The following is a 15,433-nucleotide window of genomic DNA, read 5'->3' as shown; positions in this document are numbered from 1 at the left end:
CTGCTCAGCCGCCCGACGTGTCCAGTTCGGCGTCCTCGCCGATCCCCGCGCAGTCGTACGGATCCTTCAGCCAACCGTCCGGCAGCACCACCCGGTTGTTGCCGGACGTCCGGCCGCGCGGCCCGTCAGCCCCCGCCGGCCACGGCTGGTCGAGCTCCAACTCGTCCAGCCCGGCCCGGAGTTCCGCCAACGACGACGTGATCGCGAGCCGCTTGCGCATCTCGCTGCCGACCGCGAAGCCCTTCAGGTACCAGGCGACGTGCTTGCGGAAGTCGACGACTCCCTTGGACTCGTCCCCGATCCACTCGCCGAGCAGCGTCGCGTGCCGGACCATGATGTCGGCGACCTGACGGAGGGACGGCTTCAGGATCTCCTGTTCCCGCCCCTCGAACGCCGCCACCAGATCCGCGAACAGCCAGGGGCGCCCCAGGCAGCCCCGCCCGACGACCACTCCGTCGCAGCCGGTCTCCCGCACCATCCGCAGCGCGTCCTCGGCCGACCAGATGTCGCCGTTGCCGAGCACGGGGATCTCCGGCACGTGCTCCTTGAGCCGGGCGATGGCCTCCCAGTCGGCCGTTCCGCCGTAGTGCTGCGCGGCCGTACGACCGTGCAGGGCGATGGCGGTCACCCCCTCCTCCACCGCGATGCGGCCGGCGTCGAGGTAGGTGATGTGGTCGTCGTCGATGCCCTTGCGCATCTTCATGGTGACCGGGAGGTCCCCGGCGCCGCTCACCGCCTCGCGGAGGATCGCCCGCAGCAGATTCCGCTTGTACGGCAGCGCCGACCCGCCGCCCTTGCGCGTGACCTTCGGCACCGGGCAGCCGAAGTTCAGGTCGATGTGATCGGCCAGCCCCTCCTCCGCGATCATGCGGACGGCCTTGCCGACGGTCGCCGGGTCGACCCCGTACAGCTGGATCGAGCGCGGCTTCTCGCTCGCGTCGAAGTGGATGAGCTGCATGGTCTTCTCGTTGCGCTCGACCAGCGCCCGAGTGGTGATCATCTCGCTGACGAACAGCCCCTTACCCGCGCTGAACTCCCGGCACAGGGTCCGGAAGGGCGCGTTCGTGATCCCGGCCATGGGCGCCAGGACGACGGGCGGCTGGACGGTGTGCGGACCGATCCGCAGGGAGGACACAGGCGTGGGCATTGCCCCATTGTCGCGCACCGGCAATGATCATGTAACACACATTAGTTAGCGGCACTATTAGTTAGACACACTATCGAAGTCGGCGTAGGCTGGATCCCATGCCCGAGCTCAGCCACCGCCGACGTCTTCTGATCCTCGCGATCTGCTGCATGAGCCTGCTGATCGTGAGCCTCGACGTCACCGCTCTGAACGTCGCCCTCCCGTCGATGCAGCACGAACTCGACGCCACCACGTCGGGCCTTCAGTGGACGATCGACGCGTACACCCTGGTCCTGGCCTCGCTGCTGATGCTGGCCGGCTCCACCGCCGACCGGATCGGCCGCAAGAAGGTCTTCATGGCGGGCCTGATCGTCTTCTCCCTGGGCTCGCTGCTCTGCTCCCTCGCCCCCAGCCTCGACGCGCTGATCGGCTTCCGGATGCTCCAGGCCGTCGGTGGCTCGATGCTCAACCCGGTCGCGATGTCGATCATCACGAACACCTTCACGGACCCGCGCGAACGGGCGCGGGCGATCGGCGTGTGGGGCGCGGTCGTCGGCATATCGATGGCGGCCGGTCCGCTCGTCGGCGGCGCGCTGGTGGAGTCGGTCGGCTGGCGCTCCATCTTCTGGGTCAACATCCCGGTGGGCCTGACGGCACTCCTGCTCACCCTCCGCTTCGTCCCCGAGTCCCGCGCGCCCAAGGCCCGCCGCCCGGACCCGGTCGGGCAGCTCCTGGTCATCGCGCTGTTCGGCTCACTGACGTACGCGATCATCGAGGCGCCGGACTCGGGGTTCACCTCGATCCTGCCGTTCGTGGTGATCGCGGCGGTCGCGCTGGCCGGACTGCTCGGATACGAGCCGCGGCGTGACGAACCTCTCATCGACCTGCGGTTCTTCCGGTCGGTGCCGTTCAGTGGGGCGACGGTCATCGCGATCGGCGCGTTCGCCTCGCTGGGCGGGTTCCTGTTCCTGTCGACGCTGTACCTGCAGAACGTGCGGGGGTACGACGCCCTCCACGCCGGGCTGTGGATGCTGCCGATGGCTGTGCCGATGTTCCTGTTCGCGCCGGTGTCGGGGCGGCTGGTCGGGAGTCGGGGGCCGCGGCTGTCCCTGGTGATCGCGGGGACGGCGATGACGGCGAGTGCGGTGCTGTTCGCGGCGTTCGACGCGGAGACGTCCGACCTCACGATGTTCATCGGGTACGTGCTGTTCGGCGTGGGCTTCGGGTTTGTGAACGCGCCGATCACCAATACGGCGGTGTCGGGGATGCCGCGGGCGCAGGCGGGGGTTGCGGCTGCCGTTGCCTCCACGAGCCGTCAGTTGGGGCAGACGCTGGGGGTTGCGGTCATCGGAGCGGTGTTGGCCTCCGGGGTGGGGTCGTCGTCGTACAAGACCGCGTTCGTGGATGCTTCCGTGCCGGGGTGGTGGATTCTCGTCGGCTGCGGTGTGGTGGTGCTGGTGCTCGGGGCGGTGACCAGTGGGCGGTGGGCTCGTAAGACCGCTGAGCGTACGGCGGATGAGTTGGAGTCCGTGGAGGTGCGCCAAGCCGCTGGGGTTAGCGCGTAGTTTGGCGGGTGCGGGTGCGTGGGGGCTTGTCGCGCAGTTCCCCGCGCCCCTTAGGGGGTTGTTCTCTCCAGTGCTATGCGGTGCAGTTTCTCCAAGCGCTCCCTCGACTGGTCGTCCGCCGGTGCGTATGTGACCATCCTCGGGCCCAGCTCCGGCCCCAGCCACAGGTCCGTGTGATCCACGGTCACCCGGCCCACGTACCGGTTGTCGAACTCCTTGCGCTTCGTGCTCGGGGCGATGACCTCGTGTCGGTCCCACACCTCGCGGAACTCCTCGCTCTCCGCACGCAGGCGCTTGAGCAGCATCTTCCAGGCGGGCTCGGTGAGGTGGCCGGCCATCGCGGCGCGGAAGCGGGCCGCCATCATGCGCTGGGCCTCCTGGAGGTGCACGATCGAGGACTGCCACTCCGGGTTGGTGTAGGAGAGGACCATGGCGTTGCGGTCCTGCGGTGGCACCGTGTCCATGTCGCACAGGAGCAGGCCGTACGTGCGGTTGTGGGCCAGGATGTCGTATCGGCTGTTCTGCACGCTCACCGGCACCGGGTCCAGCTGCGCCAGCAGGGCGCGCACCGCCGGGGTGATCGACGGGCAGACGGTGGCCGGCGTCGGGTCGACCTGGCCGGCCAGCTGGAAGAGGTGGGCCCGCTCGCCGGGGTCCAGGAAGAGGGTGCGGGCGAGGGCGTCGAGGACCTGGACGGAGACCTGGATGTCCCTGGCCTGTTCGAGCCACGTGTACCAGGTGACGCCGACCGCGGCGAGCTGCGCGACCTCCTCGCGGCGCAGGCCGGGGGTGCGGCGCCGGCGGCCGCGGGGCAGGCCGACCTGCTCGGGGGTGATGTGTTCACGGCGGTGGCGGAGGAAGGCCGCGAGCTCGTGCCGCCGGACCGAACCGGCCGCTTCCCTGCTCGGCGGGGTACCGGTACCGCGTACTGCCTGTTCCTGGGCCATCGTCGCCATGCCTCCAGCCTGCCGCCCCGCGCACCCTGTTTCCAGGTAGTGGTTCTACCAGGATAAGAAGACTCTGGTACCAGCCTGGGAACGGGCGCAGGCTCGAGGGCGTGACCGAAACCATCACCTCGCGAACCACTGCCCGATCACCGGCGGCCGCACCCACCCTCGGCGGCCTCGGCCTGTTCACCGTGCTGCTGGCCGCGGCCCTCCCCCTCATCGACTTCTTCATCGTCAACGTGGCCCTGCCGACGATCGGCAGGGACCTGAACGCGAGCGAGTCCGTCCTCGAACTCGTCGTCGCCGGCTACGGGTTGGCGTACGCCGTCCTGCTCGTCCTCGGCGGGCGGCTCGGCGACCTGTTCGGCCGGCGCCGCTTCTTCCTCGGCGGCATGGCCGCCTTCGGCCTGACCTCGCTGGCCTGCGGACTCGCGCCGAGCGCCTGGACGCTGGTCGCGGCCCGGGTGCTGCAGGGGGCGTCGGCGGCCGCGATGCTCCCGCAGGTCCTCGCCACCATCCAGTCGGCGACCGCGGGGCAGCGCCGGGCCAAGGCGATGGGCCTGTACGGCGCCACGGCGGGCCTGTCGATGGTCGCCGGGCAGATCCTGGGCGGCGTGCTGGTGGCCGCCGACATCGCCGGCACCGGCTGGCGCGCCGTGTTCCTGGTGAACGTCCCCGTGGTCGTCGTAGGCCTGGTTCTGGCGGCCCGCGGCGTGCCCGAGACCCGCTCGCAGCACCCGGAGCCGGTGGACGGCCCCGGCACCGTGCTGCTGACCGCGGCTCTGCTCGCCCTGCTGGCTCCGCTCACCGAGGGGCGGACCGCGGGCTGGCCGCTGTGGACGTGGCTGTCGCTGGCCGCGTTCCCGTTCCTGACGGCGGCGTTCTATCTGGTCGAGCGCCGGGAGGACCGGCGTGGCCGTACGCCCCTGGTGCCGCCGAGCCTCTTCGCGCTGACCTCGCTGCGGCGCGGGCTGGTGATGATCCTGCCCTTCTCGGTCGGCTTCAGCGGGTTCATGTTCGTGATCGCGGTGGCGTTGCAGCGGGGCGCGGGGCTCGGTCCGGTGCCGGCGGGGATGGCCCTGGCCCCGATGGCCGTCGTGTTCTTCTTCGTCTCGCTCGCCGGTCCGCGGCTCGTCGCGCGGTACGGCACCCGGATCGTGACCGCGGGCGCGCTGCTCCAGGCGGCCGGCGTGGGTCTGATGGCCCTCGCGGCCTGGCGGGCCTGGCCGGACCTCGGCCTCCTCGAACTGCTCCCCGGAGCCGCCCTCGCCGGGGCGGGCCAGGCGCTCCAACTCCCCATCATCTTCCGGGTCGTCCTCTCCGAGGTGGAGCCCGCGCGGGCCGGTGTCGGCAGCGGCGTGATGATGACGACCCAGCAGTCGGCCCTCGCCCTCGGCGTGGCCGCCCTGGGCACCCTCTTCCTGTCCCTGGTCCCCGACTTGGGCATGCGCGACGCCCTGGTCGTCACCCTGCTCACGCAACTGGGCTGCGTGGCCCTGACCGGCCTGCTGAGCCTGCGACTGCCGAGGACCATCGGCTGAGAAGAAGTTCACGGATTGGATAACTCGGCGTGAAGACACTCCTGTTGATGTTGGTCTTGCTGCACACTCCAAGCCGGAGGCGAGGCTTCATGCTGCAGATCAACACGAGCAAGGTGAGCCGCTGGGACCAGCACGGCCGCGAGCACGTCGTCCAGGTGCTGCGCAAAGGCCCGCAGCGCACGATCAGATGCGACACGTGCGGCTGGCGCAAGGGCGCGCAGTTCCTGCCCTGGCTGAAGGCGGAGGAACACCTCGCCGAGGCCCACCAGGCGACCGTGAACCCGGCGGACGACTAGCCGGCGATGACTTTCCGCCGCGGTGGGAGTCGTATGCAGGACGACCGCCGAGACCGGAAGGCCGAGCGATGAGTGCGCTGTACGACACCCTGCGACGGTATGTGGACGACGGGGAGCTGCCCGGTGCCGTGGCCCTGGTGGCCCGGGGCGTGGACGTCGAGGAGGTGGTCGTCGGCTCGGTGGACGCCGACGGGACCGCTCCGATGGCACGGGACTCGATCTTCCGTATCGCGTCCATCACCAAGCCGATCACGGCGGCCGCCTTGCTGATGCTGGTGGAGGACGGGGTGCTCGCCCTGGACTCGCCGGTCGCAAAGTGGCTGCCGGAGCTCGCCGGGCCGAGCGTGGTCCGCACCCCGGACGCCGCCATGGACGACGTGGTCCCGGCGGCCCGCCCGATCACGGTCGAGGACCTGCTGAGCTCGCGCACCGGCTGGGGCTTTCCGGCGGACTTCACGCTCCCCGCGGTGCAGTCGCTCTTCGAGGTCCAGAAGGACGGCCGCCGGCTCCAGGACTGGCCGGACCACGGCACCTGGCTGGGCCTGCTCGCCCGGGTCCCGATGCTGTACCAGCCGGGCGAGGCCTGGCTGTACGGCACCTCGTCCGACCTCCAGGGCATCCTGGTCGCCCGCGCGTCCGGCCGTACGTTCCCCGAGTTCCTCGCGGAGCGGCTCTTCGAGCCGCTGGGCATGACGGACACGGCGTTCGAGGTCCCGCCCGCCAAGCGTGACCGCTTCACCTCCGCGTACGCCCCCGCCGCCGACGGCACGCTCCAGCTCACCGATCGGCCGGACGGCGAGTGGACCCGCACCCCCCGCTTCCACTCGGGCGGTGGCGGCCTGGTCTCCACGGCCGACGACTGGCTGGCCTTCGCCCGCCTCCTGCTGAACTCCGGCGAGAGCCCGTCCGGCCGGCGTCTGCTGACCCCCACCTCCGTCAGCCGCATGACCACGAACCACCTCACGGCACAGCAGCGCGACCGCGTCCCCCTCTTCCTGGAGGGCCAGGGCTGGGGGTACGGCGGCCAGGTCGACGTCACCCCGTCCGACCCGTGGAACGTCCCGGGCCGCTACGGCTGGGTCGGCGGCACCGGCACCACGGCGCATGTCATCCCGCCCACGGGGACGGTCGCGATCCTGCTCACCCAGGTGGCGATGGAGAGCCCGACGCCGACGCGTGTGATGCGGGACTTCTGGAGGTGCGTGGCGGGCTGAGCCCTAGGACGACATCGCGGCGCGGTCGGAGTCACCGCGCAGGACGCAGAACTCGTTGCCCTCGGGATCCGCGAGGACGGCCCAGCCCGCGCCGTCGGGCTCCCGGCGGTCGGCGACCAGGGTGGCGCCGAGGCCCAGCAGCCGCTCGACCTCCTCCTCGCGCGAGGTCGTCGGGCGCAGGCACAGGTGGATCCGGTTCTTGACCGTCTTCGGCTCCGGCACCTGGTTGAAATACAGCACCGGCCCGTCCGGCAGCGTCACCTGCGTCTCCGCGGCGCCGGGCCCGTCCTCCGGATCCACGTCCCCACCGGTCACCTCGGCCCAGAACCGTGCCAGCCCATGGGCATCCGCACAGTCGACCGCCACGTTCTGCACCACCGAAGTCATGCCGGTGATCCTGCCCTAGGCCCGCAGGCCGCGCACCAGCAGATCCACCAGGGCCTCGAACTCGCCCAGCACGCCCGGCCGTTCCCACTCCTTGGCGTAGTTCGGGTCGTGGAAGCGGGCGGTGGCCTGGAAGACGGCGTGGGCCGCGGTCTGAGGGTCGTCGACCGCGAAGGTGCCGGCCTGTACCCCGTCCCGCACGATCGTGGCCAGCTGGCCGGTCAGCTCGGCGATGTGTGCGGACACCGCCTCCCCGGCGTCGCCGACCAGCACCGAGTACGTAGCGAAGAGCTCGGGGTCGCCCCCGGCCTTGCGGCGCTTGGCCGCGAAGAGCGCCGCGAGCCACTCGCGCAGCCGTGCCTCCGGGTCCCGGTCCGTGGCGCCCGCGATCTCGGCCAGCAGCTCCGTCGTCCGGTCCAGCCACCGCTTGGTCACCGCCTCCCGCAGCGCCGCCTTGGTCCGGAAGTGCCGGTACACGCTGCCGTGGCTGACGCCGAGCGCGCGGGCCACGTCGACCACGGTGGCCTTGGCCGGGCCGTGGCGGCGCAGCACTTCCTCGGTGGCGGCGAGGATGCGCTCGGCGGTCAGGGTCTCGGAGGTCGGTGGCATGCCTAGACCGTACCCGGCGCCGGAATCAGCGTTCGCTGTCGAGCATGGCCATCTGCGCGGGTGCGTACCGCTCGCCGGCCGCCGCGTCCGCCGGCACGGCCGCCTCGATGGCGGCGAGGTCGGCCGCGTCCAGGTCGACGTCCAGCGCGCCGAGCGCCTCGCCGAGCCGCTCGCGGGTGCGGGCGCCGACCAGCGGCACGATCTCCTCGCCCCGGGACAGCACCCAGGCGATGGCGATCTGGGCGACGGAGACGCCCTTCTGCTCGGCGATCTTGCGCAGGGACTCGACCAGGGTGAGGTTGTGCTGGAGGTTGTCGCCCTGGAAGCGGGGCGAATGGGCGCGGAAGTCGTTCGCCGCGAACCCGTGGCCGGGCGCGACATGGCCGGAGATCAGCCCGCGGGAGAGCACGCCGTACGCGGTGACGGAGATGCCCAGTTCGCGCAGGGTGGGCAGGATCTCCCGCTCGGGGCTGCGGGAGATGAGGGAGTACTCGATCTGGAGGTCGGCGATCGGGGCGGTGGCGGCGGCCCGGCGGATGGTCTCGGCGCCGACCTCGCTCAGGCCGATGTGGCGGACGTATCCCTGCTCGACGAGTTCCGAGATGGCGCCGACGGTCTCCTCGATCGGCACGTTCGGGTCGAGCCGGGCGGGGCGGTAGACGTCGATGTGGTCGACGCCGAGGCGCTGGAGGGAGTAGGCGGCCCAGGTCTTCACGGCGGCCGGGCGGGCGTCGTAGCCGAGCCAGGAGCCGTCCGGGGCGCGGTGGGCGCCGAACTTCACGCTGATCAGCGCGTTCTCCCGGAGGGCGGCGGGGGCCGTGCGCAGGGCCTCGGCGATGAGCAGTTCGTTGTGGCCCATGCCGTAGAAGTCGCCGGTGTCGAGCAGGGTGACGCCGGCTTCCAGGGCCGCGTGGATGGTGGCGACGGACTCGGCGCGGTCCGCCGCGCCGTACATCCCGGACATGCCCATGCAGCCGAGACCGAGGGCGGAGACCTGGGGGCCGGTGGTTCCGAGCTTGCGTGTCTGGATCGTCATGGGAACCACCCTGTCATGACAGATGACAGATTTCAATATCTGTCAGTCCATACTCGATCCTTGCTTGTCGGGGTGGTCCAGACCTATTGACGACAGGTCTGGACCAGAGCACTGTCATGGATACGACACCTCGCCGCACCCCCACCGGGAGGATCCGCATGCTCCGCCGCACGCTGTCCCTGCTCGCCGCCGCACTGGCGACGGCCTGTCTCACCCAGCTCCCCACGGCCCCGACCGCCTCGGCCGCCGACACCTGCGCGGTCAAGTCCCGTCCGTCCGGCAAGGTCCTCCAGGGCTACTGGGAGAACTGGGACGGTTCCGCGAACGGCGTCCACCCGCCCTTCGGCTGGACCCCGATCACCGACTCCCGTATCGCCGCGCACGGTTACAACGTGATCAACGCGGCGTTCCCGGTCATCCGCTCCGACGGGACGGCCCTGTGGGAGGACGGCATGGACAGCGGGGTGAAGGTGGCCACGCCCGCGGAGATGTGCGGGGCGAAGGCCGCCGGCCAGACGATCCTGCTGTCGATCGGCGGCGCGACGGCGGGCATCGACCTCAACTCCACCGCCGTGGCGGACAGGTTCGTCGCGACGATCGTGCCGATCTTGAAGAAGTACAACTTCGACGGCATCGACATAGACATCGAGACGGGCCTGGTCGGCAGCGGCAGCATCAGCCAACTCTCCACGTCCCAGGCGAACTTGATCCGTATCATCGACGGCATCCTGGCGCAGATGCCGTCGAACTTCGGCCTGACGATGGCCCCGGAGACGGCGTACGTCACCGGCGGCAGCATCACCTACGGCTCGATCTGGGGCGCGTACCTCCCGATCATCAAGAAGTACGCCGACAACGGCCGCCTGTGGTGGCTGAACATGCAGTACTACAACGGCAGCATGTACGGCTGCTCCGGCGACTCCTACTCGGCGGGCACCGTCGCCGGCTTCACCGCCCAGACCGACTGCCTCGACAAGGGCCTGGTCGTGCAGGGCACGACGATCAAGGTCCCGTACGACAAGCAGGTGCCGGGCCTGCCCGCCCAGTCGGGAGCGGGCGGCGGCTACATGTCACCGTCCCTGGTCTCCCAGGCCTGGAAGCACTACGGCACCTCGCTCAAGGGCCTGATGACCTGGTCGATCAACTGGGACGGCTCGAAGAACTGGACCTTCGGCGACAACGTGAAGTCCTTGCAGGGACGGTAACGGCGGAAAGGCGACGCTCGCGGGCGAGCCCGCTGCGTTGGACACCGCTCGCCGGCGCTCGGAGAATGGGAGCTGTCGGCGAGCAGTCTCCCCGGCGGCGCCTGCCGTCGGCCGCGCGGTGCTCCTGCGCCGCCCGAGGAGGCGCGCCATGACCATCCGTATCGCCACCTTCAACACGGAGAACCTGTTCCGCCGCCCCAAGGCCTTCGAGCTCGAGAACGACGCCGACCGCCAGGAAGTCCTCAACGACTACGCCGAGTTGGTGTCCCTGCTCGAACAGCCGGTCTACCAGGAGGCGGACAAGGAGCGGATCGCCGAGCTCGTCGTGAAGTACCGGGCCTACGACTCCGATCCGCAGAACCCGCCGCTGATCTACGTCAACCAGACCCGCGGCGGCTCGGCGCAGCTGTTCAGGAAGACCGGGGACAAGGACTCCCCCACCATCGAGGTCACCGCCAAGGGCCGTGGGAAATGGTCGGGTTGGGCCGAGCTGACACGGACCGAGCTGGACTGGACCGTCGTGAGGAACACCGGCCGGGTGGTCGCCGAGGTCAACGCCGACGTCCTGCTGACCGTCGAGGTCGAGGACCGGCTCGCCCTGGCCCGCTTCAACGAGCAGGTGCTGGGCGGTGCGCTGGGGAAGCAGCCGTACCCGTACACCATGCTGATCGACGGCAACGACCCCCGGGGCATCGACGTCGGGATCCTCAGCCGCCACCCGATCAGGTCCATCCGCTCGCACCTCTCCGAGCTGCGCTCGAAGGGGCACCCGCTGTTCAGCCGGGACTGCCCCGAGTACGAGATCGCCCTCGACGGGACGAGCCTGTGGGTCCTCGGCAACCACCTCAAGAGCAAGCGGGGCGGCGGCGCGTCGCTGCGCCTGGCCCAGGCCCGGCGGGTCGCGGAGATCTACGGCGAGGCCCTGGACCGTTCTCCGTACGTCGTGGTGGCCGGGGACCTCAACGACTCCCCGGACAGCGAACCGGTCGAGCAGCTGCTGGCCACCGGCGCCCGGGACGTGATGAGTCCCCCGGTCTACACGGGAGACCCGGGCACCTACGGGACCGGGCACTCACTGAACCAGAAGATCGACTACCTGCTCTGCTCGCCGGAGCTGCTCGGCCTGGTGCGGCACGTGGACGTGGAGCGGCGCGGGGTCTGGGCGCCCAGGACCTTCAAGTCCTTCGACACCGTGACCTCGAAGGCCACGGAGGCCTCCGACCACGCCGCGCTCTACGCCGACGTGGACCTGTGAACGACAGTGCCCCGCACCCCTGAACCGAACAGGGACGCGGGGCACCGCACGAACGCTAGGCGCCGATCAGGCGGCCGGCGAGGTAGCTCTCGATCTGGTCCAGCGACACGCGCTCCTGCTTCATCGAGTCGCGTTCGCGGACCGTCACCGCGTTGTCGTCCAGGGTGTCGAAGTCGACGGTCACGCAGAACGGCGTGCCGATCTCGTCCTGGCGGCGGTAGCGGCGGCCGATCGCGCCCGCGTCGTCGAACTCGATGTTCCAGTTCTGGCGCAGCGCCTGGGCGAGGCCCTTGGCCTTCGGGGACAGCTCGGGGTTGCGGGACAGCGGCAGGACCGCGACCTTCACCGGCGCCAGGCGGTGGTCGAGGCGCAGCACCGTGCGCTTCTCCATCTTGCCCTTGGCGTTCGGCGCCTCGTCCTCGATGTAGGCGTCGAGGAGGAACGCGAGCATCGCCCGGCCGACACCGGCCGCCGGCTCGATGACGTACGGCGTCCAGCGCTCCTGGGCCTCCTGGTCGAAGTAGGAGAGGTCCTGGCCGGAGGCCTTGGAGTGGGCGCCGAGGTCGTAGTCGGTGCGGTTGGCGACACCCTCCAGCTCGCCCCACTCGTTGCCGCCGAACTGGAAGCGGTACTCGATGTCGGCGGTGCGCTTGGAGTAGTGGGAGAGCTTCTCCTTCGGGTGCTCGTACCACCGCATGTTCTCTTCACGCAGGCCCAGGCCGGTGTACCAGTTCCAGCGCTGCTCCATCCAGTACTCCTGCCACTTCTCGTCCTCGCCCGGCTTGACGAAGAACTCCATCTCCATCTGCTCGAACTCGCGGGTGCGGAAGATGAAGTTGCCGGGCGTGATCTCGTTGCGGAAGGACTTGCCCATCTGCGCGATGCCGAACGGCGGCTTGCGGCGCGAAGTGGTCTGCACCTGGGCGAAGTTGGTGAAGATGCCCTGCGCGGTCTCGGGGCGCAGGTACGCGATCGAGCCGGAGTCCTGGGTCGGGCCGAGGTGCGTCGACAGCAGACCGGAGAACTGCTTGGGCTCGGTGAACTGGCCCTTGTTGCCGCAGTTGGGGCAGTTGACGTCCGCCAGGCCGTTCTCCGGCAGGCGGTTGTGCTTGGCCTCGTAGGCCTCCTCCAGGTGGTCCGCGCGGAACCGCTTGTGGCAGGAGGTGCACTCGGTCAGCGGGTCCGTGAAGGTGGCGACGTGACCGGAGGCGACCCAGACCTCGGGGGCCAGGATCACGGACGAGTCGATACCCACCACGTCCTCGCGCGACGTCACCATGTAGCGCCACCACTGGCGCTTCAGGTTCTCCTTGAGCTCGACACCCAGCGGCCCGTAGTCCCAGGCGGCGCGCTGACCGCCGTAGATCTCACTGCAGGGGAATACGAAGCCACGGCGCTTGCTCAGGCTGACGATGGTGTCGATCTTGTCGGCGGCCACGGTGCTCTCTTCATTACGACGGTGGACGAGCGAATGCTTCAGGGTACCGGCGGGGGCTCCCCCTCAATCAAATCGGTTGGGTGAGGTGGCTTTGCGGAGGGTTTATTGACAACGGTTTCCATGTTTGATGAAAATGACTGTCATGAACGTACGACGACAGCACATATCCGGGGTGGCCGTGGCGGCCGTCACCGCCCTCGGCCTCGGCACGCTCTCCGCCTGCTCCTCCGACACCGCGGCCGCGGCCGGCACCGGCAAGTTCGACGTCGTCGCGTCGTTCTACCCGATGGCCTATCTCGCCGAGCAGATCGGCGGCCCGCACGTGCACGTCACGAGCCTGACCCAGCCCGGCCAGGAGCCGCACGACCTGGAGATCAGCGCCAAGCAGACCGCGCAGCTCCAGGAGTCCGACGCGGTGCTCTACCTGAAGAACCTCCAGCCCTCCGTCGACGACGCGGTGGCCCAGTCCGACGTCAGGACGAAGATCGACGCCGCCGCCCTCACCTCGCTGGAGAAGCACGGCAACGAGGTCGGCGGCCACGCGAACGAGAGCGACCACTCCGAGAACGAGGAGCTGGCCGGCCTCGACCCGCACATCTGGCTCGACCCGGTGCGCTACGCCCAGGTCGCCGAGGGTGTCGGCAAGGCCTTCGAGAAGGCCGACCCGAAGCACGCGGCCGACTACGAGAAGAACACCGCGGCCCTGGTGAAGAAGCTGGACGACCTGAACACGCAGTTCAAGGACGGGCTCGCGAACACGAAGACCAAGGTCTTCATCACCACGCACGCCGCCTTCGGCTACCTCGCCGAGCGCTACGGCCTCACCGAGGAGGCCATCAACGGCCTGGACCCCGAGTCGGAGCCCAGCGCGGCCCGGGTCAAGGAGCTTGAGAAGATGGCCAAGGCCGACGGCGTCACCACCGTGTTCTACGAGACGCTCGTCAGCGACAAGACCGCGAAGACCATCGCCTCCGACGCCGGCCTGAAGACCGACGTCCTCGACCCGATCGAGGGCATCACGGCCAAGTCCCGCGGCAAGGACTACTTCTCGGTCCAGGAGGCCAACCTCAAGGCGCTGCAGACGGCCCTGGGAGAGAAATGACTGTGGAGGACGGCATGACCGAGCCCGTCATATCGCTGCGCGGCGTGACCGCCGAGCTGGGCTCGCGCCCCGTCCTGCGCGGAATCGACCTCACCGTGTCCCGCGGTGAGGTCGTCGCGCTGCTCGGCGCCAACGGCTCCGGCAAGTCGACGGCGGTCCGCACGATCATCGGGCAGGTCCCGGCGAGCGCGGGCGAGATCGAGCTGTTCGGCACGGCACGCAGGCGGTTCCGGGACTGGGCGCGGGTGGGGTACGTCCCCCAGCGCACGACCGCCGCCGGCGGTGTCCCCGCCACGGTCACCGAGATCGTCTCCTCGGGCCGCCTCTCCCGCACCCGCTTCGGCGTCCTGCGCAGGGCGGACCACGCGTCCGTGCGCCGGGCCCTGGAGCTGGTCGGCATGGCGGACCGCGCCAAGGACTCGGTGAACGCCCTCTCCGGCGGCCAGCACCAGCGGGTGCTGATAGCCCGCGCGCTCGCCGCCGAACCCGAACTCCTGATCATGGACGAGCCGATGGCGGGCGTCGACCTGGCCAGCCAGGAGGTGCTCGCGCAGACCCTGCGGGAGCAGGTCGCGGCCGGTACGACGGTCCTGCTCGTGCTGCACGAACTCGGCCCGCTGGAGCCCCTGATCGACCGCGCGGTGGTGCTCCGCGACGGCTGCGTCCTGCACGACGGCCCGCCCCCGCGCGCCGTCGGCCAGCACGCCCTCCCGGGCCACGACCACGTCCACCCCCACGAGCCGGCACCCGTGCGCACAGGCCTGCTGAGCTGAAGGACCTGTTATGGATTTCCTCGACTACGCCTTCATGCAGCGCGCCCTGCTCGCCGCCGTCCTCGTCGGCATCACGGCCCCCGCGATCGGCATCTACCTCGTCCAGCGCCGCCAGGCCCTGATGGGCGACGGCATCGGCCATGTGGCGATGACCGGCGTCGGCCTCGGCTTCCTGCTCTCCACGTCCCCGGTCTGGATGGCGACAGCCGTCTCGATCCTCGGCGCGGTCCTGATGGAGCTGATCCGCTGGTACGGAAAGACCCGCGGCGACATCGCCCTCGCGATGCTCTTCTACGGCGGCATGGCCGGCGGCGTGATGTTCATCAACCTCGCGCCCGGCGGCTCCAACGCCAACCTGACCTCGTACCTCTTCGGATCGCTCTCGACGGTCTCCCCGTCGGACGTGACAGCGATCTGCCTGCTTGCGGGCTTCGTGGTGCTGGTCACGATCGGCCTGCGCCGCCAGCTCTTCGCCGTGAGCCAGGACGAGGAGTTCGCCCGGGTCACGGGCCTGCCGGTGCGCGCGCTCAACCTGCTCACCGCGGTCACGGCGGCCGTGACGGTGACGGTCGCGATGCGCGTGGTGGGCCTGCTGCTGGTGTCGGCGCTGATGGTCGTGCCGGTCGCCGCGGCGCAGCAGCTGAGCCGGAGCTTCGCGGCGACCTTCGCGATCGCGGTCGCCATCGGGGTGAGCGTGACCATCGGCGGCACGGTGACCTCGTACTACCAGGACGTACCGCCCGGCGCGACGATCGTGCTGCTGACCATCGCCGCGTTCATCACGCTGACCGTCCTCGCCACCCCGCTGGCCCGCCGCCGGGCCCGGGCCGCGGCGGCCGCGCGGCCCGCCGGGGATCCCGCAGAGTGCGCGATTCCGGCCGGCAGGGAGGCCGACGGGAAGGTCGGCGTCTGACCGTCCACAGCCCGGACTGGCACAATGTC

15 protein-coding genes are annotated in these 15,433 nt (G+C 70.2%); 9 read left to right on the top strand and 6 right to left on the bottom strand.

Translation table 11 applies throughout. The features are described from left to right. Positions 1-4: 4 nt before the first annotated feature. Complete coding sequence (gene dusB / locus MQP27_RS01660; RefSeq protein WP_242759761.1) at positions 5-1,147, bottom strand: tRNA dihydrouridine synthase DusB; 1,143 nt, start codon at positions 1,145-1,147, stop codon at positions 5-7. 98 nt (positions 1,148-1,245) lie between these two features. On the opposite strand from dusB, the gene MQP27_RS01655 reads away from it, so the two are divergent. Next, positions 1,246-2,691, top strand: coding sequence for an MFS transporter (locus MQP27_RS01655; protein ID WP_242759749.1), 1,446 nt, complete (start codon positions 1,246-1,248; stop codon positions 2,689-2,691). Between the two features lie 50 nt (positions 2,692-2,741). Here MQP27_RS01655 and MQP27_RS01650 read toward each other — a convergent pair whose 3' ends face one another. Continuing rightward, positions 2,742-3,647: a helix-turn-helix transcriptional regulator gene (locus MQP27_RS01650; protein WP_242759746.1), complete on the bottom strand. Its 906-nt coding sequence runs from the start codon at positions 3,645-3,647 to the stop codon at positions 2,742-2,744. Between the two features lie 101 nt (positions 3,648-3,748). Between MQP27_RS01650 and MQP27_RS01645 the strand changes: the two genes are divergently transcribed. The 3 genes from MQP27_RS01645 (at position 3,749) to MQP27_RS01635 (ending at position 6,689) form a co-directional block, all read left to right on the top strand. Next, a complete protein-coding gene (locus tag MQP27_RS01645; RefSeq protein WP_242759743.1) occupies positions 3,749-5,179 on the top strand; it encodes an MFS transporter in 1,431 nt (476 codons plus the stop codon). An 89-nt stretch (positions 5,180-5,268) separates the two neighbouring features. Further along, the gene (locus tag MQP27_RS01640; protein ID WP_242759740.1) at positions 5,269-5,475 is read left to right on the top strand and encodes a hypothetical protein; all 207 of its coding nucleotides are present in this window, start codon (positions 5,269-5,271) and stop codon (positions 5,473-5,475) included. Positions 5,476-5,543: 68 nt separating this feature from the next. Next, positions 5,544-6,689 (top strand): serine hydrolase domain-containing protein, encoded by a 1,146-nt coding sequence (locus MQP27_RS01635; protein WP_242759738.1) that lies wholly within the window; start codon positions 5,544-5,546, stop codon positions 6,687-6,689. Positions 6,690-6,692: 3 nt separating this feature from the next. On the opposite strand, the gene MQP27_RS01630 is transcribed toward MQP27_RS01635, so the two are convergent. From MQP27_RS01630 to MQP27_RS01620, 3 genes are read right to left on the bottom strand one after another with little or no spacing between them, the layout of a single operon-like run. Next, complete coding sequence (locus MQP27_RS01630; RefSeq protein WP_242759734.1) at positions 6,693-7,076, bottom strand: VOC family protein; 384 nt, start codon at positions 7,074-7,076, stop codon at positions 6,693-6,695. Between the two features lie 15 nt (positions 7,077-7,091). Further along, complete coding sequence (locus MQP27_RS01625) at positions 7,092-7,682, bottom strand: TetR/AcrR family transcriptional regulator (protein ID WP_242759731.1); 591 nt, start codon at positions 7,680-7,682, stop codon at positions 7,092-7,094. Between the two features lie 25 nt (positions 7,683-7,707). Beyond that, positions 7,708-8,718: an aldo/keto reductase gene (locus MQP27_RS01620; protein WP_242759722.1), complete on the bottom strand. Its 1,011-nt coding sequence runs from the start codon at positions 8,716-8,718 to the stop codon at positions 7,708-7,710. A gap of 158 nt (positions 8,719-8,876) precedes the next feature. Here MQP27_RS01620 and MQP27_RS01615 point away from each other — a divergent pair, with 158 nt between their 5' ends. After that, positions 8,877-9,923 carry a chitinase gene (locus MQP27_RS01615; RefSeq protein ID WP_242761333.1) on the top strand — a complete coding sequence of 349 codons (1,047 nt, stop codon included), beginning with the start codon at positions 8,877-8,879 and terminating at the stop codon, positions 9,921-9,923. 148 nt (positions 9,924-10,071) lie between these two features. Further along, positions 10,072-11,178 carry an endonuclease/exonuclease/phosphatase family protein gene (locus MQP27_RS01610; protein WP_242759719.1) on the top strand — a complete coding sequence of 369 codons (1,107 nt, stop codon included), beginning with the start codon at positions 10,072-10,074 and terminating at the stop codon, positions 11,176-11,178. Positions 11,179-11,233: 55 nt separating this feature from the next. Here MQP27_RS01610 and MQP27_RS01605 read toward each other — a convergent pair whose 3' ends face one another. After that, the gene (locus MQP27_RS01605) at positions 11,234-12,616 is read right to left on the bottom strand and encodes a glycine--tRNA ligase (protein ID WP_242759706.1); all 1,383 of its coding nucleotides are present in this window, start codon (positions 12,614-12,616) and stop codon (positions 11,234-11,236) included. A gap of 142 nt (positions 12,617-12,758) precedes the next feature. Here MQP27_RS01605 and MQP27_RS01600 point away from each other — a divergent pair, with 142 nt between their 5' ends. From MQP27_RS01600 to MQP27_RS01590, 3 genes are read left to right on the top strand one after another with little or no spacing between them, the layout of a single operon-like run. Beyond that, positions 12,759-13,718 (top strand): metal ABC transporter substrate-binding protein, encoded by a 960-nt coding sequence (locus MQP27_RS01600; RefSeq protein ID WP_242759701.1) that lies wholly within the window; start codon positions 12,759-12,761, stop codon positions 13,716-13,718. Beyond that, entirely contained in the window at positions 13,715-14,491 is a 777-nt protein-coding gene (locus tag MQP27_RS01595) for a metal ABC transporter ATP-binding protein (protein WP_242759697.1), read from the top strand. Before MQP27_RS01600 ends, MQP27_RS01595 begins: the two co-directional genes overlap by 4 nt. 10 nt (positions 14,492-14,501) lie before the next feature. Then, complete coding sequence (locus tag MQP27_RS01590) at positions 14,502-15,404, top strand: metal ABC transporter permease (protein WP_242759694.1); 903 nt, start codon at positions 14,502-14,504, stop codon at positions 15,402-15,404. Positions 15,405-15,433 lie beyond the last annotated feature (29 nt).

The organism is Streptomyces cylindrosporus, assembly GCF_022698165.1.
Classification (GTDB): Bacteria; Actinomycetota; Actinomycetes; order Streptomycetales; family Streptomycetaceae; genus Streptomyces; species Streptomyces cylindrosporus.
This window is presented reverse-complemented; position numbering and strand designations above follow the sequence as displayed.